Source organism: Nocardioides agariphilus, assembly GCF_015352445.1.
Classification (GTDB): Bacteria; Actinomycetota; Actinomycetes; order Propionibacteriales; family Nocardioidaceae; genus Nocardioides; species Nocardioides agariphilus.
In genome coordinates this window covers 32,350-53,828 of sequence record NZ_JADKPO010000008.1, presented here as the reverse complement: position 1 = coordinate 53,828, position 21,479 = coordinate 32,350, and the positions used below count along the sequence as shown (strand labels likewise).

At 70.3% G+C, this 21,479-nt stretch carries 19 protein-coding genes; 14 read left to right on the top strand and 5 right to left on the bottom strand.

Features of this window, described 5'->3' with window-relative positions; all coding sequences use genetic code 11:
• Window positions 1-12 precede the first annotated feature (12 nt).
• Complete coding sequence (locus ISU10_RS07620; RefSeq protein ID WP_228500064.1) at window positions 13-2,325, bottom strand: transglycosylase domain-containing protein; 2,313 nt, start codon at window positions 2,323-2,325, stop codon at window positions 13-15.
• A gap of 272 nt (window positions 2,326-2,597) precedes the next feature.
• Here ISU10_RS07620 and ISU10_RS07615 point away from each other — a divergent pair, with 272 nt between their 5' ends.
• The 3 genes from ISU10_RS07615 (at window position 2,598) to ISU10_RS07605 (ending at window position 5,067) form a co-directional block, all read left to right on the top strand.
• Window positions 2,598-3,191 (top strand): PadR family transcriptional regulator, encoded by a 594-nt coding sequence (locus tag ISU10_RS07615; protein ID WP_194695782.1) that lies wholly within the window; start codon window positions 2,598-2,600, stop codon window positions 3,189-3,191.
• Between the two features lie 26 nt (window positions 3,192-3,217).
• On the top strand, window positions 3,218-4,303 hold the full coding sequence (locus ISU10_RS07610; RefSeq protein WP_194695781.1) for an inositol-3-phosphate synthase: 1,086 nt from the start codon (window positions 3,218-3,220) through the stop codon (window positions 4,301-4,303).
• A gap of 116 nt (window positions 4,304-4,419) precedes the next feature.
• Window positions 4,420-5,067 (top strand): RDD family protein, encoded by a 648-nt coding sequence (locus tag ISU10_RS07605; RefSeq protein WP_194695780.1) that lies wholly within the window; start codon window positions 4,420-4,422, stop codon window positions 5,065-5,067.
• Between the two features lie 53 nt (window positions 5,068-5,120).
• On the opposite strand, the gene ISU10_RS07600 is transcribed toward ISU10_RS07605, so the two are convergent.
• Window positions 5,121-5,831 (bottom strand): AIM24 family protein, encoded by a 711-nt coding sequence (locus ISU10_RS07600; RefSeq protein ID WP_194695779.1) that lies wholly within the window; start codon window positions 5,829-5,831, stop codon window positions 5,121-5,123.
• A 41-nt stretch (window positions 5,832-5,872) separates the two neighbouring features.
• Here ISU10_RS07600 and ISU10_RS07595 point away from each other — a divergent pair, with 41 nt between their 5' ends.
• The 6 genes from ISU10_RS07595 to ISU10_RS07575 all read left to right on the top strand — a co-directional run bounded on the left by ISU10_RS07595 (window position 5,873) and on the right by ISU10_RS07575 (window position 11,050).
• A complete protein-coding gene (locus tag ISU10_RS07595) occupies window positions 5,873-7,111 on the top strand; it encodes a DUF6986 family protein (protein WP_194695778.1) in 1,239 nt (412 codons plus the stop codon).
• 191 nt (window positions 7,112-7,302) lie between these two features.
• On the top strand, window positions 7,303-8,175 hold the full coding sequence (pucL, locus tag ISU10_RS07590; protein ID WP_194695777.1) for a factor-independent urate hydroxylase: 873 nt from the start codon (window positions 7,303-7,305) through the stop codon (window positions 8,173-8,175).
• The gene (locus ISU10_RS07585; RefSeq protein ID WP_194695776.1) at window positions 8,172-8,606 is read left to right on the top strand and encodes a 2-oxo-4-hydroxy-4-carboxy-5-ureidoimidazoline decarboxylase; all 435 of its coding nucleotides are present in this window, start codon (window positions 8,172-8,174) and stop codon (window positions 8,604-8,606) included. Before pucL ends, ISU10_RS07585 begins: the two co-directional genes overlap by 4 nt.
• Window positions 8,607-8,608: 2 nt before the next feature.
• Entirely contained in the window at window positions 8,609-8,905 is a 297-nt protein-coding gene (gene uraH / locus ISU10_RS22955; RefSeq protein WP_228500061.1) for a hydroxyisourate hydrolase, read from the top strand.
• Window positions 8,895-10,232 carry an allantoinase AllB gene (gene allB, locus ISU10_RS07580; RefSeq protein ID WP_370864936.1) on the top strand — a complete coding sequence of 446 codons (1,338 nt, stop codon included), beginning with the start codon at window positions 8,895-8,897 and terminating at the stop codon, window positions 10,230-10,232. The genes uraH and allB overlap by 11 nt, the downstream gene beginning before the upstream one ends.
• On the top strand, window positions 10,229-11,050 hold the full coding sequence (locus ISU10_RS07575; protein WP_194695774.1) for a bifunctional allantoicase/(S)-ureidoglycine aminohydrolase: 822 nt from the start codon (window positions 10,229-10,231) through the stop codon (window positions 11,048-11,050). The genes allB and ISU10_RS07575 overlap by 4 nt, the downstream gene beginning before the upstream one ends.
• Window positions 11,051-11,083: 33 nt before the next feature.
• Here the strand turns inward: ISU10_RS07575 and ISU10_RS07570 are convergent, their stop codons facing one another.
• Window positions 11,084-12,022 carry a hypothetical protein gene (locus ISU10_RS07570; RefSeq protein WP_194695773.1) on the bottom strand — a complete coding sequence of 313 codons (939 nt, stop codon included), beginning with the start codon at window positions 12,020-12,022 and terminating at the stop codon, window positions 11,084-11,086.
• A 152-nt stretch (window positions 12,023-12,174) separates the two neighbouring features.
• On the opposite strand from ISU10_RS07570, the gene ISU10_RS07565 reads away from it, so the two are divergent.
• The 5 genes from ISU10_RS07565 to ISU10_RS07545 all read left to right on the top strand — a co-directional run bounded on the left by ISU10_RS07565 (window position 12,175) and on the right by ISU10_RS07545 (window position 18,738).
• A complete protein-coding gene (locus tag ISU10_RS07565) occupies window positions 12,175-13,596 on the top strand; it encodes a xanthine dehydrogenase small subunit (RefSeq protein WP_194695772.1) in 1,422 nt (473 codons plus the stop codon).
• Window positions 13,593-15,854 (top strand): xanthine dehydrogenase molybdopterin binding subunit, encoded by a 2,262-nt coding sequence (locus tag ISU10_RS07560; RefSeq protein ID WP_194695771.1) that lies wholly within the window; start codon window positions 13,593-13,595, stop codon window positions 15,852-15,854. The genes ISU10_RS07565 and ISU10_RS07560 overlap by 4 nt, the downstream gene beginning before the upstream one ends.
• Window positions 15,851-16,669: a xanthine dehydrogenase accessory protein XdhC gene (gene xdhC / locus ISU10_RS07555; protein WP_194695770.1), complete on the top strand. Its 819-nt coding sequence runs from the start codon at window positions 15,851-15,853 to the stop codon at window positions 16,667-16,669. Before ISU10_RS07560 ends, xdhC begins: the two co-directional genes overlap by 4 nt.
• Before the next feature lie 7 nt (window positions 16,670-16,676).
• The gene (locus ISU10_RS07550) at window positions 16,677-17,990 is read left to right on the top strand and encodes a guanine deaminase (protein ID WP_194695769.1); all 1,314 of its coding nucleotides are present in this window, start codon (window positions 16,677-16,679) and stop codon (window positions 17,988-17,990) included.
• A 70-nt stretch (window positions 17,991-18,060) separates the two neighbouring features.
• Window positions 18,061-18,738 carry a phosphatase PAP2 family protein gene (locus tag ISU10_RS07545; protein WP_194695768.1) on the top strand — a complete coding sequence of 226 codons (678 nt, stop codon included), beginning with the start codon at window positions 18,061-18,063 and terminating at the stop codon, window positions 18,736-18,738.
• Window positions 18,739-18,827: 89 nt separating this feature from the next.
• On the opposite strand, the gene ISU10_RS07540 is transcribed toward ISU10_RS07545, so the two are convergent.
• Both ISU10_RS07540 and aceB read right to left on the bottom strand, forming a co-directional pair.
• Window positions 18,828-19,733, bottom strand: a complete 906-nt coding sequence (locus ISU10_RS07540) for an alpha/beta fold hydrolase (protein ID WP_370864933.1) — start codon at window positions 19,731-19,733, stop codon at window positions 18,828-18,830.
• Window positions 19,734-19,869: 136 nt separating this feature from the next.
• Window positions 19,870-21,459 carry a malate synthase A gene (aceB, locus tag ISU10_RS07535; protein ID WP_194695767.1) on the bottom strand — a complete coding sequence of 530 codons (1,590 nt, stop codon included), beginning with the start codon at window positions 21,457-21,459 and terminating at the stop codon, window positions 19,870-19,872.
• Between the last annotated feature and the right edge of the window lie 20 nt (window positions 21,460-21,479).

Genomic DNA, 21,479 nt, shown 5'->3' with positions numbered 1-21,479 from the left:
GCGCCTACCCCATCACACGTAGGTGAGGAACCACGACCGGCTACGAGGGGTCGACGAGCTCGACGGCAGCAGCGAGTAGGCGGCCGCCGAGGTCGCCCCGCCCTGGGTGGGGCTGTTGCTCGGGTTCGGGCCGGTCGGTGTCGGCAGGATGGTCACGGTCTCGCTCGGCGTCGGGGTCGGCGTCGGGGTCGGCGTCGGCGTCGGCTCCTCGGTCGGCCCGGTCGTGGTCTCGGTCGGCCTGGGCTTCTTGGTCGGCTTCTTGGTCGGCGTGGGCGGCGCGGGCTCGTGCCCGTCGGTCGGCGCGTCACCGTCGACGTACGCCGGCTCGGGGAACTGCACGACGTCCATGCCGTCCATGACCTGCTGCATGATCGCGGTCCAGGTGCGGGCGGGGTAGTCGGCGCCGAAGTACGACGGCAGCCAGCCGTCGAGCTGGTCGTCACCGTCACCCCGGACGTACATCACCGCCGTCGATCGCTGCGGGGTGAACCCGACGAACCACGCCGAGGACACCTCGTCCTTGTCGTTGGTCGCCGTGCCGGTCTTGCCCGCAGCCGGACGGCCGAGCGCGAGGGCGGCCTTGCCGGTGCCGTTCTGGACGACCTGTTGCAGGGCGTAGGACACGTCGGCGTCGATGTCGGGGTCGAGAGCGTCCTTGTTGACCACCTCGTAGGTCTTGGTCTCCTCGCCCGTGAAGTCCTCGACCTTCTTGATCACGTGGACGTTGGCGCGCACGCCGTTGTTGGCGATGGTCGCGTAGGCGTTGGCCATGTTGATCGGGCTGATCCGGCCGCGGCCCAAGGTGATCAGCGCGTCGTCGCCGCTGAGGTCGCGACTGGTGCGGGGGATGCCGGGGTACTTCTCGTTGGCCTTGGCCGGCGGGATGCCGAGCTGGTTGGCGGTCTTGAGGATCTTCTCCGGGCCATCGGGGATGGAGGCCGACATGTCGACGAAGGCGGTGTTGATCGACTCCTCGAGCGCCTTGACCGCGCTGACGCTGGCGCCGTAGTCGTTGCCGTCACCGCCGCCCTCGTTGCGCACCTCGAGGCCGTCGGGGAACTCGTAGGGCGAGTTGCCCTCGAAGGTGTCCTTGAGCGAGAAGCCGGCCTTGATCGCGGTCGCGAGGGTGAACGGCTTGAACGTCGAGCCGACCATGCCGCCTGCCACGGCCCAGTTGATCTCGGAGTCGAGGTAGTCCTGGCCGGCGTAGAACCCGAGGAGCGCACCGGTTCCCGGCTCGACGGTGGCCGCGGCGATGTGGAGCTTCTTGTCGCTGAAGCCCTCGGGCCGCTCGGCCAGCACGCCTTCCTCGGCGGCCTTCATCGCCGACGGCGTGAACGTCGTGGTGACCCGCAGCCCGCCGCCGTCGATCTCCTCCGGCGTGTAGCCCATCTGCTCCAGCTCGTTGCGGACCAGGCGGAGCATGTGGCCCTTCTGGCCGCCGTAGGAGCTGGAGGCCTCGATCTTGGGGAACTTCGGCAGCTTGGCGCGTGCCTGGTCGGCCTCGTCCGCGGTGATGTCACCGGTCTTGGCCATCGAGTCGAGGACGTACTGGTAGCGGCCCAGCAGAGCGGCCTTCGCGTCCTTGCCCTCCTTGGGGTCCAGGTCGTTGGGGTCGTTGAGGACGCTGGCCAGCACTGCTGCCTGCTTGAGGTTGAGGTCCTTGGCCGGGATGTCGAAGTACGCCATCGACGCGGCCTGGATGCCGTAGGCGCCGCGCCCGAAGTAGATCGTGTTGAGGTAGCCCTCGAGGATCTGCTGCTTGCTCTGCGTGCGCTGCAGCTTCAAGGAGAGGAAGGCTTCCTTGAGCTTGCGCTTGAGCGAGCGCTCCTGGGTCAGGTAGAGGATCTTGACGTACTGCTGGGTGATCGTCGAGGCACCTTGCGTGGAGTTGCCGCGGGCGTTGCTGAACGCCGCCCGGATGATGCCCTTGGGGTCGATCCCGCGGTTGGTCCAGAAGCTCTGGTCCTCGGCCGCGACCACCGCCTGCTTGATGTTGTCGGGCATCTCGGAGTAGGGGATCGACTCGCGGTTCTGCTTGGCGAAGGTGCCGAGCTCGGTCTTGCCGTCGGCGTAGAAGATCTTGGTGGTCTGGGTCTGGAAGTCGGAGTTGGGGTTGGGGATGTCGGTCTGCGTGTAGGCGTAGTAGAACGCCCCGACGCCCGTCAGCGCGAACACCAGCCCGACGATCGTGAGCCACTTGACGACCTTCAGGAGCCGTCGCTTCATCGTCTTCGGCTTCTGGCCCGGCTTCTTGCCCGACCCTCGGCTCGGGCGCTGGGGCTTGCGCTTGACCGCAGGGCCGTCGGCGCGACGCTTGCTCAACTCATCGACTCCAGATCGGGGGAAGGGCCACTCACACAGGCTTCACGAGCGTACGGGCCGGTACCCGCGCCCTCCCAACCAACGCGCGCGTGACGCGGAGTACGTCCGTCCCGGCCGCGCGGGGACCGCGGTCACCCCAGCCGGTGACCTTCTGCTCTCGTGGTCCATTTCGACATCGATGTATCGTCTTGATACATTCGGCCGATAGGTCCGGCCGATAGAGTGAACCGATAGTGGGGGCACACGTGCAACGCAAGGGTGCAGCGCTGGAGATGGCCGTTTTGGGCCTGCTCCACGAGTCGCCCCTGCACGGCTACGAGCTGCGCAAGCGGCTCAACCTGCTGCTCGGGTGGACGCGTCTGTTGTCCTACGGCTCTCTCTACCCCGCGCTGAAGCGGATGCTTCGCGCGGGCGTGATCACCGAGGTCACCAACCCGGCCTCGGTCTCGATGCGTCAGCGGATCACCTACCAGATCACCGACAAGGGCCGCGAGGAGTTCGCGACCGAGGTGACCGACGACGGGCCGTCGACGTGGGAGGACGAGAGCTTCAACATGAGGTTCGCGTTCTTCTCCCGCACCAGCGCCGACGTCCGGCTGCGCATCCTGGAGGGCCGCCGCACCCGCCTGCAGGAGCGGTTGGACCGCCAGCGTCGGGCGGTGGGTGGCGACGACCGCTACCTCAGCGAGCTGCGACGCCACGCGATCGAGTCGGTCGAGCGTGAGGTGCGGTGGCTGACCGACCTGATCAACGCAGAGCGCAACAACGACACGAGGGGCCCTGAGCGGTCAGCAGGACCCGTCACCCCACCGAAGAGCACCCAGCTCAACACCCCGGCTCCCACGCCGGCGGCCGAGACGTCCTAGGACGAGTGAAGAGAGGAAGACCCGGCATGGGATCGGTTCGAGTAGCAATCGTGGGCGTTGGCAACTGTGCCACGTCCCTCATCCAGGGCGTTCAGTACTACGCCAACGCAGAGGCGGGCACCACGGTGCCGGGTCTGATGCACGTCACCTTCGGTGACTACCACGTCTCCGACCTGCAGTTCGTCGCTGCCTTCGACGTCGATGACAAGAAGGTCGGCAAGGACCTCTCCGAGGCCATCAACGCCTCCGAGAACAACACGATCAAGATCGCCGAGGTGCCCACGCTGGGCATTGAGGTGCAGCGTGGCCCGACGATGGACGGCCTCGGCAAGTACTACCGCGAGACCATCGAGGAGTCCGCGGCCGACCCGGTCGACGTGGTCCAGGTCCTCAAGGACACCCAGGCCGACGTGCTCGTGAGCTACCTCCCGGTGGGCTCCGAGCAGGCCGACAAGTTCTACGCCCAGTGCGCCATCGACGCGGGTGTCGCGTTCGTTAACGCGCTGCCGGTCTTCATCGCCTCCGACCCCGTGTGGGCCAAGAAGTTCGAGGACGCCGGCGTCCCGATCATCGGCGACGACATCAAGTCCCAGGTCGGCGCGACCATCACCCACCGCGTGATGGCCAAGCTGTTCGAGGACCGTGGCGTGGCGCTGGATCGCACCTACCAGCTCAACGTCGGCGGCAACATGGACTTCAAGAACATGCTCGAGCGCGAGCGCCTGGAGTCCAAGAAGGTCTCCAAGACCCAGTCCGTGACCTCCAACCTGCACGGTGAGCTCGCGGGCAAGACCCACGACCGCAACGTGCACATCGGCCCGTCCGACTACGTCGCGTGGCTCGATGACCGCAAGTGGGCCTACGTCCGCCTCGAGGGCCGCGCCTTCGGCGACGTCCCGCTCAACCTCGAGTACAAGCTCGAGGTCTGGGACTCCCCCAACTCCGCGGGCATCATCATCGACGCCGTCCGCGCCGCCAAGATCGCCAAGGACCGCGGCCTCGGTGGCCCGATCATCTCGGCGTCCTCCTACCTGATGAAGTCCCCGCCCGTGCAGCTGCCCGACGACGAGGGCCGCCGCCGCGTCGAGGCCTTCATCGCCGGCGAGGAGTGAGCCCGAAGAGGTAGCCCGAGGGACGAGGGCAACTCGTCTCGCGCCAGGTCGACCTATCGCACCGACCCGTCCAGGAATGCCTGGGCGGGTCGGTGCTTTTGGACTACCTTCAGCCCATGACAGAGACCCCGCCGCCCCCGTCGGACACACCCGAGGGGGCTGGCAGTACTCCGCCGCCCCCGCCGAACCCCTACGCCTCCCAGCCGCCACCGCCGGCCGACCCCTACGCCGGCAACCCGCCCACCGCCGGCCAGTCGCCGTACGGCGCGGCTCCGACGGGCAGCAACCCCTACGGCGCCGACCCCTACCCGGTCGCTCCCATGGGTCCACCGCCGGTCGCGGGGGCCCAGCCGGCCGGGGTGCTCCCCCGGTTCTTGGCCCGGCTGATCGACGGCATCATCTTCGGCGTCGTCAGCTTCGCGCTCGGTGCGGCGCTCGGCACCGTCGTGGGTGGCCTGCTCGGTGGCATCGCCTACCTGGGCTACTACATCTACCTGGAGTCCAACCGCGGCCAGACGCTCGGCAAGCAGATCATGGGGCTGAAGGTCCACGGTGCGTCGGGTGGCAACCCCACGACCGACGAGGCCATGCGCCGCAACATCTGGTACGTCGTGGGCATCGCCAGCGTGATCCCGGTGATCGGCGTGCTGCTGAGCCTGGCCAGCCTGGTGATCGCCATCGCCATCGCCGTCACGATCAGCCAGGACCCGCTCAAGCGCGGCTGGCACGACAAGTTCGCCAACACCTCGGTCACCAAGGGCTGAGTCTCGACCTGCTGGTCGGGCCGGTCGTCCGGTCCGACCAGTGACGGTCGCGTTCAGCCGTTGAGCAGGTTGCCGATCATGCCGCCGCCACCACCGCCCGTGTTGTGGGTCGGGGGCGTCCACTCGCTGGGCTGGACGACGACGAAGCCGGGACCGTGGAAGGCGTACTGGAAGGCCTCACCCGAGCCGCCGCGGATCATCGAGGAGAACTTCATCGAGTTCACCACGTTGGGCACCAGGTTGGCCGACCAGGCGACGCACGCCTGCACGTCGACGTACGTCGGCTGGCTGGCGCAGTCGAGCACGACCGGCTTGCCGACCGTGCACAGCGCCACGGTGCCCTGGCCGGAGACGGTGGTGTTGAACAGACCGCCCGCCATCATGCCCGCGCCCTTGACCCGGTTGATGTCCCAGGTCATCGCTGCGTCGAAGGCGAGCAGGTTGCGGCCGTTGACGCTGATCGCGTCGCCGCCGAGCTCGAGCAGGTAGACGTACCCGGCGTCGCTGGCGAAGAAGACCTCGCCCTGTCCGGTGACCCGCATCAGCGGCATGTCCTCGGAGGTGACCATCTTCTTGAGCAGCTTGCCCACGCTGCCGGCCTTCTCGTGCAAGAACTCCACGCGCCCCTGGTAGGCGACCATCGCGCCCTTGACCGCCAGCACGTCAGGTCCCAGGGAGACGCGCAGCAGCTGGCTGTTCTGCAGCGCGAAACGCTGCTGGGACTGGTTCTCCAGGTTGCTCTGGTCGAAGAGCTCAGATTGCATGCGGTGAAGAGTAGATGCACCCGATGGCCGATCATGGCCGGATGATCGATCCCGACGAGCTCAGCGCCCGCCTCGCCACGGAGCTCGACGAGCGGCTGGCGGAGGCTGACGCGGCGCTGGCGTCGCGCTATCCGGGCGAGCGGCCTGGCCGGCAGCCGGTGCACACGGCGTACGTCCCGGCCGACCAGTACGCCGCCGACACGGCCCAGCAGTGGGGAGCGCAGGCGGCCGGGCTCATCGACGAGCACGCCGACAAGTTCGCCCTCGTCGTCGCCGACGCCGACATCATCCGGCGGGTCACGGCCAAGCTGCGCGAGGAGCCCGTCGAGGACCTGCGCATCGACTTCGAGGACGGCTACGTCGGGCACGACGAGGCCGCCGAGGACGACCACGCGCGTACGACGGCGCACGCGCTCGCCGAGTCGCAGCAGGCAGAGCCTGACCCGGGACCGCCGTTCTCCGGTATCCGGATCAAGTCCTTCGAGAAGCCGACCAGGGCTCGAGGCGTGCGCACCCTGACGCGCTTCCTGGCCGCGTTCACCGAGGCCAGGGGCGAGCTCGACGCGTTCGTGGTGACGCTGCCCAAGGTGACGAGCACCGAGCAGGTCGCGGCGTTCGTGCACGCCGCCTCGACGATCGAGGACGAGCTGGGCCTGGCCGCCCAGGCGATCCGCTTCGAGATCCAGGTCGAGACCCCGCAGTCCGTGCTGGGTCCTGACGGCACGGCGCTCGTCGCGCGGATGGTACACGCATCCGGTGGCCGCCTGACCGCGCTGCACTACGGCACCTACGACTACTCCGCGTTCTGCGGCATCGCGGCCGCGCAGCAGTCGCTGGAGCACCCGGTCGCCGACCACGCCAAGCTCGTCATGCAGGCGGCCGCGGCGGGTACCGGCGTACGCCTGTCCGACGGCTCCACCAACGTGCTGCCCGTCGGCGACGGCGACTCCGTCCACGAGGCCTGGCTCAACCACCACCGCTTGGTCACGCGGTCCCTGGAGCGCGGCTTCTACCAGGGCTGGGACCTGCACCCCGGCCACCTGCCGACCAGGTACGCCGCGACGTACGCCTTCTTCCGCACCAGCCTGCCCCGCGCCCTGGCACGCCTGCGCGACTACACCGACCAACGGTCCTCGGGCATCGCCGACGAGCCGGCCACCGCTCGCGCCCTGGCTGACTTCGTGCTGCGCGGTCTGGACTGCGGCGCCGTCGACGCCCCCGAGGTCACCGACGGATGCGGTCTCGACGCCGCCGGCCTGCGCGCCCTGGCGCGGCGCTGAGCGGCTTGTAACGCGGGGTTATGCGTCCCGAGCACGTGCCGCGAGGCTTGGGGGGATGGCATAACCCCGCGTTACAAGCTCCTCGCCGCCGCATCGAGGGGCGGCGCGGAGGCTTCGCAGGCGCTCCGCGAGTACGTCATCACCCGGCGGCGAGCCAGCCACGGCCGCACGCTAGTGGCTAGTGTCGGCCCATGGCGACGCTGGGAGCGAACCAGTACGGCAAGGCCGAGAGCCGCGTGGTCCGCATCATCCGCGACAGCCCTCACCACGAGATCGTCGACCTCAATGTCAGCAGCTCGCTGCGAGGGGACTTCGCCGGGGCGCACATCGACGGCGACCAGGCCGCGGTGCTGCCGACCGACACGCAGAAGAACACGGCGTTCGCCTACGCCAAGCTGCACGGCGTCTCCTCCCCGGAGGACTACGCGCTGGCGCTGGCCCGCCGGCTCTTGGAGGCCACACCTGCCGCACGGGAGGCGGAGGTGCGCGTCGAACAGTACGCGTGGGACCGGCTCGGATCGCACGCGTTCCTCAGGCGTGGTGGCGAGACCCGCACGTGCGTGGTCACCGTCGGCCGCGACACCGCGAGCGTCGTCTCCGGCTTCCGCGACCTGGTCGTGATGAAGTCCACGGACTCCGAGTTCAAGGGGTTCCTGGTCGACGAGTTCACGACGCTGGCCGAGACCGACGACCGGATCCTGGCGACGTCGTTGGTGGCGCAGTGGCGACACGATGGTCTCGACGAGCTCGACCACCGAAGCCAGTCAGACCACCGACGTGACTGGAACTCGTCGTACGACGACGTGCGCGACGTGCTGCTTTCGACGTTCGCCACGACGTACTCGCGGGCGCTGCAGGAGACGCTCTACGTGATGGGCGCGGCGGTGGTGGACACCTTGCCCGGGATCGCCGAGATCTCCTTCTCCGCGCCCAACAGGCACCACTTCCTCGTGGACTTCTCCGGCTTCGAGGTGCCCGTGGAGAACCACGGGGAGGTGTTCATCGCCGCGGACCGCCCGTACGGGCTGATCGAGTGCACGGTGCTCAGGGAGCCCCCGGCATGAACCCCACCCGCGAGCAGCTGCTGGGCTGCCTGTCGGTGCCACGGTGGGCCGATCAGGTGCTGTCCGGTGGTCCCTACGCCGACCGCTCGGCGTTGCTGGCTGCGGCGGACGCGGCGGCTCGTGCGCTCTCGGACGAGGAGCTCGAGCAGGCACTGTCGGCTCATCCGCGCATCGGCGAGCGCGGCGGGACGCAGTCGCAGAGGGAGCAGGCCGGGGTCTCCCCGTCGGAGCGGCTGGTCGCCGGCAACGCGGCCTACGAGGCCAGGTTCGACCGGGTCTTCCTGATCCGGGCGGCCGGTCGTGACGCCGAGGAGATCCTGGCCGAGCTCGAGCGCCGGCTCGGCAACGACGACGCCACCGAACGCGCGGAGACCGTCGACAACCTCAGGGAGATCGCCCTGCTCCGACTGCAGAGCCTGGAAGGACGCTAGTCATGGCCACGCTCTCGACCCACGTGCTCGACACGGCCGCCGGTCGTCCGGCGGCAGGGATCGCCGTACGACTGGAGAACCGCGCCGGCGAGGTCCTCGACTCCGGCGTCACCGACGCCGACGGCCGCGTCGGCTCGCTGGGCGGCGAGCTGTCCCTGGGCCGCTATGCGCTGCGCTTCGAGACCAACGGGGTCTTCTTCCCCGAGGTGGTCGTCGTCTTCACCGTCACCGACGAGCGCCACCACCACGTGCCGCTGCTGCTCTCGCCCTACGGCTATTCGACCTACCGTGGCAGCTGACCTCGTGGTCAAGGCCCGGCGGGCGGTCGTCGGGCGGCGTGAGATCCCCGTGTCCGTAGGCATCTCGCGGGGCCGCATCGTCGCCGTGACGTCGTACGACGAGGAGCTTCCGGCGGCGACATCGGTCACCCTCGACGACGACGAGGTGCTGCTGCCCGGGCTGGTCGACACCCACGTGCACGTCAACGAACCGGGCCGCACCGAGTGGGAAGGGTTCGCGACCGCGACCGCGGCGGCCGCTGCGGGCGGCGTGACGACGATCCTCGACATGCCGCTGAACTCGATCCCGCCGACCACGACCGTGGCGGCGCTGGAGATCAAGCGGGCAGCAGCCGAGGGCCAGTGCTTCGTCGACGTCGGGTTCTGGGGCGGGGCGGTCCCCTCGAACCTCGCCGACCTGGCGGCGCTGCACGACGCCGGCGTCTTCGGGTTCAAGTGCTTCCTGCTCGACTCGGGCGTCCCCGAGTTCCCCCACCTCGAGGAGGCGGCGTTCGGCGCCGCGATGCGAGAGTGCGCACGGATCGGCGCGCTGATGGTCGTGCACGCCGAGGACGGAGCGCTGATCGAGGAGCACCTGGTCGACGGGCCGCGTTACAGCGGGTTCCTCGCCTCGCGTCCCCACGAGTCCGAGGACGTCGCGGTCGCCCGGGTGATACGACAGGCCCTGCAGTCCGGCGCGAAGGCCCACGTCGTCCACCTGTGCAGCGCCACGGCACTCGAGGCGATCCGCGTCGGTCAGCGGGCGGGCGCCGACGTGACGGTCGAGACCTGCCCCCACTACCTGACCTTCGCGGCCGAGCAGATCGACGACGGGTCGACCGAGTTCAAGTGCTGCCCGCCGATCCGTGAGGCCGGCAACCGCGAGCAGCTGTGGTCCGCCCTGGAAGCCGGGGACCTCGACATGGTGGTCTCGGACCACTCCCCGTGCACCGCCACGCTCAAGCGGCTCGGCGAGGGCGACTTCGGCCGGGCCTGGGGCGGCATCTCCTCGGTGCAGCTCGGACTCCCGGCCGTGTGGACCGGCGCACGCGCACGCGGCTGCTCGCTGGTCGACGTGGTGCGATGGATGGCGTCCACGCCCGCCTCACGGGTCGGCCTGTCCGACCGGGGCCGGATCGCCGTGGGCGCGCAGGCCGACCTCGTGCGGTTCGCGCCCGACGCCTCGTTCGTCGTGGACCCCGTCCGGCTCAAGCACCGCAACCCCGTCTCTGCCTACGCCGGCCTCGAGCTGGTCGGCGAGGTACGCGAGACCTGGCTGCGCGGCGTACCCGTCGGCGACGAGGATGGGCCGCGAGGACGACTGCTGGCACGAGAGGAGACGCCGTGACCTATCACGTACCTCGAGGCGGACTGCCGCCCCAGACCGCGCTCACGACCGGTGGCGACGGCCGGGCGCGGTTCACCGAGGCGTACGCCGTGATCCCGGCGCGCACGCAGAGCGACATCACGGCGTCCTACCTGCCCGATTGGGACGGGATGCGGATGTGGGTGCTCGCGCGGCCGCTGTCGGGGTTCGCCGAGACGTTCAGCTGGTACGTCGCCGAGGTCGCCCCGGGCGGCGGCTCGGAGGACCCCGAGGCGGACCCGGAGGCGGAGGCGGTGCTGTTCGTCGTCGACGGGCACCTGAGCCTGCGGGCCGACGGGTCGACGTACGAGCTGGAGCCCGGGAGCTACGCCTACCTCCCGCAGGTCGCGGACTGGTCGCTGCGCAACGCCTCCGAGGCGACGGCGACGTTCCACTGGATCCGCAAGGCCTACCACCGCGTCGAGGGACTCCCCGAGCCGGACGTGCTCGTCACCCACGAGCGCGACGTCGAGCCGGTCGAGATGCCCGGCACCGACGGGGTGTGGTCGACGACGAGGTTCGTGCCCACCGACGACCTGAGCCACGACATGCACGTCAACATCGTGAGCTTCGCGCCCGGCGGGACGATCCCCTTCCCCGAGACCCACGTGATGGAGCACGGCCTCTACGTACTGGAGGGCAAGGCGGTCTACCTCCTCAACACCGACTGGGTCGAGGTCGAGGCCGGCGACTTCATGTGGCTGCGCGCCTTTTGCCCCCAGGCCTGCTACGCCGGCGGCCCGGGCCCGTTTCGCTACCTGCTCTACAAGGACGTCAACCGCCACGCCCCCCTCACCTGACCCATCTGCCGAGCCTGCGGAGCACCTGGTGCTTCATAGGCTCGGCACATGCCCGGCCGGACAGCCCGGACCACAGGGAACCGGCCGACCGCGCCAGCCTCGGGCGGCCAGCACAGTGCCGAGGCGCGCCGCAGTCTGGCAGGCACCGTCGAACACCTGACCCCAGCCCAACCTGATGGTGAGCCGTCCTGCAGCCAGCGAGTCAAGGTCGCGTTGGAGGTCGTGATGACGTTGGGCACCTCGGTGGAAGAGCCAGCCGTCGAGCTCGACATCGGTGTCGAAGTCCGGATAGCTCGCGTCGGCGTAGCGCACCTTCGAGCCGACCGTACTGCGGTGTTGGCGGCACGACGCGGGCAGGCCGTGCGGGCTCTCGACTCGCCGCAGGAACTCGCGCTCCAGTACGGAGTGAGACCCACAGGCGGCGTCGCGGACGACCTCGCCGAGGAGGACCCGGCCACGCAACCGCGGGTGCCGCTCGAGAGCCGCGACCATGCGGTCACCCGTGGTCAGCCGCCGCTGGATGACCGAGACGACGGTCTGCACGGCATCCAGCTCACGCTCCGCACGCGCCGCGACCCTCAAGGCGGCGTCCTCGATGCGCATCCGGGGCGGAGAGACGTTGAGCAGCGACGTGGAGTGCAGGTCGACCACCCAGCGCACGGCATAGCCCTCCCGGGCACGGACATTGCGCTGTCGGCCGACCGCGAGCACGATCGGACCTTCCTGGCCGGGCGGGGTCAGCACGGACTCATCCGCCAGGACGGACGGCGCGTAGTAGAGAACCCCCGCCCAGGCACGCTGCTCGCCTGACGGTGGCCCGGTGTGGTCGACGTACACGCCAGGCAACAGCAGCGCCCATTCGCGCCTGCGCAGTCGGCGCGCGATGTCAGCGGCTCGCTCACCAGCCTGCTCGACCTGCCGGCGAGCAACGACGCCGCGCTGGTGTCGCATCACGTCGTCGAGGCTGCTCACCCGACCAGCCTGATGGAGTTCGGTGCTCCCTGCAGCGGGCCTGTGGACAGCCTCGGCATCGGCCGAGTCTGTGAAGCAGCACGTGCTCCACACGCTCGGCAGATCCCCCTTCTCAGGGCACACTGAACCTTCGACGACCAAGGGAGGTGGGGATGGCGGGGATCGTCGTCAACGGCGAGGAGCGGTCGCTCGACGGGGTGCCGCTGCACACCAACCTCCTGGACTTCGTGCGGGCCTGTGGGCTGACCGGGGCCAAGGAGGGCTGCGCCGAGGGTGAGTGCGGGGCGTGCTCGGTGCTGGTCGCGCGGCCGTCCCCCGACGGGAGCGACACCACGGAGTGGACGGCGCTCAACTCCTGCCTGGTACCCGCGGCCGCGCTCGACGGTCAGGAGGTCGTGACGGCCGAGGGCCTTGGCACACCCGAGCACCTGCACCCCGTGCAGCACGAGATGGCCGTGCGCGGCGGGTCTCAGTGCGGGTACTGCACGCCGGGGTTCGTGTGCAGCATGGCGGCCGAGTACTACCGCGCCGACCGGCCGGGTCACGCCGGGCACTTCGACATCCACGCCCTGAGCGGCAATCTGTGCCGCTGCACGGGCTACCGGCCGATCAAGGACGCGGCCGACGCCCTGGGGGCACCGGACGCCGACGACCCGATGGCCAGGCGGCGTACGACGGCCGCGCCGGCCGCCGTACCGACCGGGCTGCGCGACGCCGAGTCGAGGTTCATCAGGCCGCCCAGCCTCGAGCGGGCGCTGGCGATCCTGGCCGAGGAGCCCGACGCGACCGTGGTCGCCGGGTCCACCGACTGGGGGGTCGACGTCAACCTCAAGGGTGCTCGAGGTTCGCTCGTGGTGGCCGTCGACAGGCTGGACGGGCTGAGGGGTTTCGAGACGGTTGCTAGCGCAACCTCCTCAACCAGCGACGGCGAGCTGCGGATCGGCGCTGGGCTCACGCTGAGCGAGATCGAGCGGAGGCTGGCCGTGTCGGCGACCAGGCTGCCATTGCTGGCGGCGCTGTTCCCGCAGTTCGCGAGCAGGCTGATCCGCAATGGCGCGACGCTCGGCGGCAACCTCGGCACGGGCTCGCCCATCGGCGACGCACCACCGGTGCTGCTCGCGCTGGAGGCGAGCGTCGTGCTGGCATCGACCGCAGGCACCCGCACGGTGCCGTTGAGCGAGTACTTCACCGGCTACCGCGAGTCGGTCCGGCACAGCGACGAGCTGATCACCGAGGTCGTCGTACCTCTCCCGGCCAGCACCACGACGGCCTTCCACAAGATCGCCAAGCGGCCCTTCGACGACATCTCCTCGGTGGCCGTCGCGTTCGCGCTCGAGATCGAGGACGGCACGGTGAGCAAGGCGCGGATCGGGCTCGGCGGAGTGGCCGCCACGCCGATCCGTGCGCTGGCGACCGAGGCGGCCCTGGAGGGGCGGCCCTGGGACGCCGACTCGGTCGAGGCGGCCGCGCGCGTGCTGGCCGGCGAGGGGACGCCGATCGACGACATGCGGGCGAGCGCGAGGTTCCGGTCCGAGATGCTGGGCAACTCCCTGCGGAAGCTGTCCGTGTCATGAGCAGCCTCAGCGAACGTCCCGCGAACCCCGTCGTCGGGCAGGCGATCGAGCACGAGAGCGCCGCGCTGCACGTGACGGGGCACGCGCTCTACACCGACGACCTCGTGGGTCGCCACCACGGTGTGCTCCACGCCCATCCCGTGCAGGCACCCCACGCCCACGCGCGCATCACCCGCCTCGACACGAGCAGCGCCCACGACGTACCCGGCGTGGTCCGCGTCCTCACCGCCAGCGACGTGCCCGGGATCAACGATGCCGGCATCAAGCACGACGAGCCGCTGTTCCCCGACGAGGTGCAGTACTTCGGGCACGCGGTCTGCTGGGTGCTCGGCGAGACCCTGGAAGCCGCGCGACGCGGGGCGCTGGCGGTCGAGGTCGACTACGAGCCACTGCCCGCGATCCTCACGGTGGTCGAGGCCATCGAGGCCGCGAGCTACCAGGGCATGGCGCCGGTCATGGCCCGGGGCGACGCCGAGACCGCACTGGCGAGCGCAGCACACGTCTTCGAGGGCGAGATCGACTTCGCCGGCCAGGAGCACTTCTACCTCGAGACGCACTGCGCACTGGCGACGGTCGACGAGAACGGCCAGGTGTTCGTGCAGTCCAGCACGCAGCACCCGACCGAGACCCAGGAGATCACCGCCCACGTCCTCGGCCTGCCCAGCAACCGCGTCACCGTCCAGTGCCTGCGGATGGGCGGCGGGTTCGGCGGCAAGGAGATGCAGCCCCACGGGCTCGCGGCGGTGGCCGCCCTCGGCGCGACCCTCACCGGGAGACCCGTCCGGCTGCGGCTGACCCGTCAGCAGGACATGACGATGACGGGCAAGCGGCACGGGTTCCACGCGACCTGGCGGGTCGGCTTCGACGACGCCCTGCGCATCGTGGGCCTCGACGCGACCCTCACCTCTGACGGCGGCTGGAGCCTCGACCTGTCCGAGCCCGTGCTCTCACGCGCGCTGTGCCACGTCGACAACGCCTACTGGGTCCCCGACATCCGCGTGCAGGGGCGGATCGCGAGGACCAACAAGACCTCGCAGACGGCCTTCCGCGGGTTCGGCGGACCCCAGGGGATGCTGGTGATCGAGGACATCCTCGGCCGGTGCGCGCCGCTGCTGGGGGCAGAGCCCGACGACCTGCGCCGCCGCAACTTCTACGTCGAGGGCCAGACCACGCCGTACGGCCAGCCGGTGCGCCACCCCGAACGCATGGTGCTCGCGTGGAACCAGGTGCGTGAGAGCGCGACGTACGACGAACGCCTGCGCGAGGTGCGCACGTTCAACGAGGAGCACCCACATGCCAAGCGGGGTCTGGCGATCACGCCGGTGAAGTTCGGGATCTCGTTCAACTTCACCGCCTTCAACCAAGGCGGCGCGCTGGTGCATGTCTACAAGGACGGCTCGGTGCTGATCAACCACGGCGGCACCGAGATGGGGCAGGGCCTGCACACCAAGATGCTCCAGGTCGCGGCGACGGCGCTCGGCCTGCCCCTCAGCAAGGTCAGGCTCGCACCGACTCGCACCGACAAGGTGCCCAACACCTCGGCGACCGCGGCGAGTGCCGGCGCCGACCTCAACGGCGGCGCGGTCAAGAACGCGTGCGAGCAGATCCTCGGCCGACTCACCGAGCTGCGTGCGGCTAACCCCGAGGCCAGCTGGGAGGAGCTCGTCCGGCTCGCCTACCACGCGCGGATCCAGCTCTGGGCGGCCGGCTTCTACAGGACCGAGGGGCTCAGCTGGGACGTCACGACGATGACGGGCTCGCCGTTCAAGTACTTCGCCTACGGCGCCGCCGTCGCCGAGGTCGAGGTCGACGGGTTCACCGGCGCCTACGACCTGCGCCGCGTCGACATCGTGCACGACGTCGGCGACTCGCTCTCACCGCTCGTCGACCTCGGCCAGGTCGAGGGCGGGTTCGTGCAGGGGGCGGGCTGGCTGACGCTGGAGGATCTGCGCTGGGACACCTCCGACAAGCCGACCAGGGGCCGGCTCAGTACGCAGTCCGCATCGACGTACAAGCTGCCGAGCTTCTCCGAGACGCCCACCGAGTTCCACGTGAAGCTGCTCGAGCACGCCCACGAGGACGGCGCGGTCTACGGCTCGAAGGCCGTCGGAGAGCCACCGCTGATGCTGGCGTTCTCGGTGCGCGAGGCCCTGCGGGCGGCGTGTGCGGCGTTCGGACCCCCCGGCGTCTCGGTCGAGCTGGCCTCGCCCGCGACGCCCGAGGCGGTCTACTGGGCGCTGGACGAGGCGCGATCATGAGCACCTGGTGGCAGGAGGTCGCGGCCCTGCGGTCGCGCCGCGAGGCCGGCGTACTCGTCACGGTCACCGACGCCCGTGGCCACGCACCTCGCGACGCCGGCGCCAAGATGGTGGTGACGGCGCGGACCACCAGCGGGTCGGTCGGCGGCGGCAACCTCGAGGCCGAGGCCGTACGCCGGGCCCGCGCGCTGCTCGACTCCGGCGGCACCAGGCCCGAGACGTTCGAGAGCCACCTGTCCGACAAGGCCCCCCTCCAGCACGGCGTGCAGTGCTGTGGCGGCGAGGTGAGCGTGCTCCTGGAGCCGTTGCCGGTGGTGCCGAGCGTCGCGATCTTCGGGGTCGGGCACGTCGGTCTCGAGCTGGCACGCATCCTGGCTCGCCACGACCTCGACCTCCACCTCGTCGACTCGCGCGCCGACCACCTGTCCGACGGCACCCTCGCGCCACTGGCCGACAGCGTCGCCGTCGTGCACGTGCATGCCGTGCCGGTGCTCCCCGAGCTGGTTCTCGCCGAGCTGCCTGCCGGCAGCCACGTACTGGTGATGACGCACGACCACGCCGAGGACATCGCCCTGTGCGACGCGGCCATCCGGCTCGACCACCTGGGCCCGATCGGATTGATCGGCTCCTCGGCGAAGTGGGCGAGGTTCCGCGCGCGGCTGCTCGCCGACGGCCACGACCGAGCGGCGGTCGACCGCATCGAGCTGCCCATCGGCATGCCCGGCATCACGACGAGCAAGGAGCCGGCGGCGATCGCCCTGTCCGTGGCTGCGGCGTTGCTGGCTGCCTTCGAACGCGAGAGCGCCCGCCGGTGACCCTCTCGTGACGCTGTTTCGGGGCACCTTCCTCGACACGCCGGACAGTCCGTTCAAGGGACACCACCTGCGTGCCGAGGCCGACGCCGCGATCTACGTGCGCGACGGCGTGATCGTCGCGCGCGGTCCGGCCGAGGCGATCCTGCGCAACCACCCGGACGACGAGGTCGTCGACCTGCGCCACGGGCTGGTGCTGCCCGGGTTCGTCGACACGCACGTGCACTTCCCGCAGGTGCGCGTGATCGGGGGCCTCGGCATGCCGTTGCTCGACTGGCTGGAGAAGTGCGCGCTCCCCGAGGAGGCGCGGCTGGCCGACACGTCGTACGCCGCCGGGGTCGCCGCCGACTTCCTCGGCGGCCTCGCGCGCGCCGGCACCACCACGGCCCTCGTGTTCGGCTCGCACTTCGCCGGGGCGGTCGATGCGATGTTCGCCGAAGCCGCACGGATCGGGCTACGGGTGACCAGCGGACTGGTGCTCAGCGACCGCATCCTGCGTGAGGACCTGTTCACCGACCCCGACCGTGCCTATGCCGAAGGCTCTGCGCTCGCGCGGAGGTGGCACGGGACCGGACGCTCCCGCTACGCGGTCACGCCTCGGTTCTCGCTCTCCTGCAGCGACGGGCTGCTGGAGTCGGCCGGGGCGCTGCTGGCCGACGTACCCAACGCATTCTTCACCTCCCACATCAACGAGAACCCCGAGGAGATCCGCGGGGTCCGTGACCTGTTCGGATGCGACTACGCGACCAGCTACGACAAGCACGGCCTGCTCGGACCGCGCTCGGTCCTGGCCCACGACGTGCACCCGACCCGCGGCGAGCTGCGCCTGATGCGCGAGCGGGGCGTCGCCGTCGCGCACTGCCCGACCAGCAACGCGGCGCTGGGCAGCGGGATGTTCCCGCTCGGCGCGCACCTGGCATACGGCGTGCGGGTCGCGCTCGGCTCGGACGTCGGGGCCGGCACCGGGTTCTCGCTGTTCAAGGAGGCCCTGCAGGCGTACTTCAACCAGCAGCTCCTCGGCCGGGAGGGCCACCGGCTGGGCGTCAGCCACCTGCTCCACCTCGCGACGGCGGCCGGCGCCGAGGCCCTCGGCCTGGCCGGTGTCACCGGCGACCTGTCGGTCGGCAAGGAGTTCGACGCCCTCTGGCTCTCACCTGCCCCCGGCACGACGCTCGACGTCGCGCTGCGCCACGCCGACTCCCCCGACGACGCCCTGGCCAAGGCCTTCGCGCTGGCCGGCCCCGCCGACGTACGGGGGACGTGGGTCGCCGGCACCCCGATTCGTCAGCAGCTCTCCCGCGCTGGGCACCCGCAGGATCGCTGACGAATCGCGGGTCGGCCGGACACCCGACGGGGTGGAGTGCGGGCCGGGGCCTGCTCGGAAGGATGCGCGCATGTCCTCCCCCTCCTCCCCTTCGTCGTGGAAGCGGGTCGCCGCCGTCTCCGTCGTCACGTGGCTGGTCCTGATGGGACTGATCCTGGCGTGGGGCTGGCTGCTGACCCACCCGCTCGAGTCGTCGATCGAGCCGACCGATGACCGCCTCGCGCGGTGGTTCGTCGGCGAGCGGACCTCCCAGCTAACGGATGCCGCGAACGCCGGCACGTTCCTCGGCGAGACGATCGTCGGGGCCTCGACGTTCACGTTGATCGGGCTGGTCGTGAGCCTGGTCAAGCGCACCTGGCGGCCGATCCTGCTGGTGGCGATCATCGAGGCGGGGCTGGGCGGCTTCTACTTCTTCGGCACCGAGCTGATCCCGCGTGACCGGCCCCCGGTCAAGCTGCTCGACGCCGGCCTGGCCCCCGATGCGAGCTATCCCTCGGGTCACGTCGCGACATCGCTGGTGTGCTGGGCGGGCGCGGTGGTGCTCATCTGGGTGTACTTCCGGGCCGCGCGCTGGGTGGCGCTGCTCCTGCTCCTGCTGCCGGTCGGCACCTTGCTCTCGCGTCTCTACCTCGGCGCGCACCACCTCACCGACGCGCTGACCAGCGTGGTCTACGCCTCCGTGTGGCTGCTGGTCGTGGCTCGGGTGCTGCTGCCGGGTGGTCGCGAGTCGGCGCGCCCGAGCATGTAACGCGGGGTTAGCCCATCTGCCCAAGCGGCGCGGCGCGTGCCAAGGACCTGTAACACCGCGTTACATGTCTCCCGTCCGTCAGCCCTCCGTCAGCCCTCGTCGAGCACCCGGCGAAGTACGACGCCGAACTCCTCGGGCTTGCCGGCGTACGGGTTCTCGGGTCCGCCGCCGACGAAGCCGCCGTGGTGGCTGGGGAACATCACGACGTCGTCGCCCAGCCGCTCGGCCACGGCCCGCGCGGTCCGGGAGGTGATCGCGTCGCCGGTCTCCTCGCCGACGCCGAGTACGACGCGGGTCGGGGCGGACGCGATCGCGTCGAGGTCGAACTCGTAGCGGGTCACGGTGAGCGAGCGCTCCGAGAGCAGCGGGTCATCGCGGCTGCCGTCATCCTCGCTCGGCATCCCGAACTTCGCCGGGTCGGGGGCCGGCCGGGCGAAGAAGTCGTCGGTGAACTCGCCCTGCCACATCGTGACGCCGATGAAGGTCGCCATGCCGGCGCCGAAGCCCTTGTCCTGGTACGCCGACCGGACGCCGCGGAACGCCCGGTCCGCCGCCTCTGCGTCCGGGAGCACCCACGTCGCCGGCGGCTCGTGGGCGACCAGCGTGGCCACGTCGTCGGCGTACAGCGAGACCCACGTGAGTCCGGCCACGGCACCGCCGCTCGAGCCGAACACGTCGACCTTGGCGTCAGGGGAGAGGTATCGGGCCAGGGCGTGCAGGTCGTCGGCCTGGTCCTGCGGGGTCTGATCGTCGCGTCCGTCGCGGCGTACGCTGCTGCGGCCCAGGCCGCGCGGGTCGTACGTCACGACCGTGCGGTCCGGGAACTGCGCGGCCAGATCTGCGAACCCGTCCGCCTGCATCGGCTGGCCGATCATGAACAGCAGCGGACGGCCGTCCGTCGTCGGGACCGGCCCGTGCACGTCGTACACGAGGTCGACGTCGGGCAGCTCGAGGGTGTGGGTCTCGGTCATCGTGGTCTCCTTGGTCGCGGTCACGCGTACGCATCGTTCGGCAGCCGTACGTTTCGACACCGGGGCCTGAGGAAATTCACCGGCCAGCCGGGGAAACTGTGGGTTGTCGGCCAATGTTTGAGCCGACAACCCGGGGATTACCCGGTCAGCCGGGTAATCCCTAACCCCCGGCCGCCAGCACAGCGTCGTACGCCGGCAGGGTCAGGAAGTCGACGAAGGTGTCGTCGAGGGCGGTCTGGGCGAAGATCCGGGCAGCGGTGTCGAGGTGGTCGGCGTACCAACCGGACTCGCGCAGGCTGCGTAGCTCCTCCTCGACGACGGCCTCGACCAGCTCGCGGGTCACCGTCTCGCCGGAGGCGAGCCGCGCTGCGTGGTGGGTCCACTGCCAGATCTGCGAGCGCGAGATCTCGGCGGTCGCGGCGTCCTCCATCAGGTGGTGGATCGCGGCCGCGCCGTTGCCGGCCAGCCAGGCCGCGACGTAGGCGACGCCGACGTTCACGTTGAGACGCAGGCCGTCGAGGGTGCGCTCGCCGGGGGTCTCGTCGGCGGCCAGGAGGTCGTCGGGCCGCACGCGTACGTCGACCTGCCGGTCGAGCTGGTTGGGTGCGTCACCCAGCACCTCGCCGAAGATCTCCGCGCACACCGGCACCAGGTCGGGGTGGGCCACCCAGGAGCCGTCGAAGCCTGCGTCCGCCTCACGGGTCTTGTCCTCGCGCACCTTGGCGAACGCCGCCTCGTTGACAGCCGCGTCCTTGCGCGAGGGGATGAACGCCGCCATCCCGCCCATCGCGAACGCGCCACGTCGATGGCACGTGGCGACCAGCAGGTCGCTGTAGGCCTGCATCATCGGCGCTCGCATCGTGATCGCACTGCGGTCGGGCAGCGTGAAGCCGCTGGAGTCGCGGAAGTTCTTGATGATCGAGAACAGGTAGTCCCACCTTCCGGCGTTGAGGCCGCTCACGTGGTCGCGCAGCTCCCAGAGGATCTCCTCCATCTCGAACGCGGCGGTGATGGTCTCGATCAGCACGGTCGCCCGCACCGAGCCCTGAGGGAGACCGAGCTCCTGCTGGGCGAAGCAGAAGACGTCGTTCCAGAGGCGGGCCTCGAGATGGGACTCCAGCTTCGGCAGGTAGAAGTACGGGCCGCTCCCGCGCGAGAGCTGCTCCCGCGCGTTGTGGAAGAAGTACAGACCGAAGTCGACCAGGCCACCGACGAGGGGGTGCCCGTCGATGGTCAGGTGCAGCTCGTCGAGGTGCCAGCCGCGCGGCCGCGGCAAGATCACCGGCAGGTGCTCGGGATCGGTCAGCGCGTAGCCCTTGCCCTCGGGTGAGGTGAAGGCGATGGTGCGGCGGACCGCGTCGTAGAGGTTCACCTGCCCCTCCACCACGTTGCGCCAGTGCGGGGTGTTGGCGTCCTCGAGGTCGGCCAGCCACACCTTGGCGCCCGAGTTGAGGGCGTTGATGGCCATCTTGCGACTGGTCGGGCCGGTGATCTCCACCCGGCGGTCCTGGAGGTCGCGAGGGGCCGCGGCGACCTGCCAGTCCGACGTACGGATCTCCTCGGTCGCTTCCAGGAACCGCGGTCGCTCGCCGGCCGCGATCCGCTCGCGACGCGTACGCCGGGCCCTCAGCAGCTCGTCACGGCGAGCACTGAAGTTGTGGTGGAGCTCGCCCAGGAACGTCAGGGCACCCGGCGTCAGGATCTCCTCGGAGCGGTCGACGGCCGGGCCCTGCACCTCGATGCTGCTCATCTCGGCAGCGTAGCCAGGCC

What these genes read in the sequence shown, in the direction of transcription:
- ISU10_RS07615 (WP_194695782.1), top strand. Translation starts at nt 2,598, where the DNA reads ATGGCCGTTTTGGGCCTGCTCCACGAGTCGCCCCTGCACGGCTACGAG.
- ISU10_RS07610 (WP_194695781.1), top strand. Translation starts at nt 3,218, where the DNA reads ATGGGATCGGTTCGAGTAGCAATCGTGGGCGTTGGCAACTGTGCCACG.
- ISU10_RS07605 (WP_194695780.1), top strand. Translation starts at nt 4,420, where the DNA reads ATGACAGAGACCCCGCCGCCCCCGTCGGACACACCCGAGGGGGCTGGC.
- ISU10_RS07600 (WP_194695779.1), bottom strand. Translation starts at nt 5,831, where the DNA reads ATGCAATCTGAGCTCTTCGACCAGAGCAACCTGGAGAACCAGTCCCAG.
- ISU10_RS07595 (WP_194695778.1), top strand. Translation starts at nt 5,873, where the DNA reads ATGATCGATCCCGACGAGCTCAGCGCCCGCCTCGCCACGGAGCTCGAC.
- pucL (WP_194695777.1), top strand. Translation starts at nt 7,303, where the DNA reads ATGGCGACGCTGGGAGCGAACCAGTACGGCAAGGCCGAGAGCCGCGTG.
- ISU10_RS07585 (WP_194695776.1), top strand. Translation starts at nt 8,172, where the DNA reads ATGAACCCCACCCGCGAGCAGCTGCTGGGCTGCCTGTCGGTGCCACGG.
- uraH (WP_228500061.1), top strand. Translation starts at nt 8,609, where the DNA reads ATGGCCACGCTCTCGACCCACGTGCTCGACACGGCCGCCGGTCGTCCG.
- ISU10_RS07565 (WP_194695772.1), top strand. Translation starts at nt 12,175, where the DNA reads ATGGCGGGGATCGTCGTCAACGGCGAGGAGCGGTCGCTCGACGGGGTG.
- ISU10_RS07560 (WP_194695771.1), top strand. Translation starts at nt 13,593, where the DNA reads ATGAGCAGCCTCAGCGAACGTCCCGCGAACCCCGTCGTCGGGCAGGCG.
- xdhC (WP_194695770.1), top strand. Translation starts at nt 15,851, where the DNA reads ATGAGCACCTGGTGGCAGGAGGTCGCGGCCCTGCGGTCGCGCCGCGAG.
- ISU10_RS07545 (WP_194695768.1), top strand. Translation starts at nt 18,061, where the DNA reads ATGTCCTCCCCCTCCTCCCCTTCGTCGTGGAAGCGGGTCGCCGCCGTC.
- aceB (WP_194695767.1), bottom strand. Translation starts at nt 21,459, where the DNA reads ATGAGCAGCATCGAGGTGCAGGGCCCGGCCGTCGACCGCTCCGAGGAG.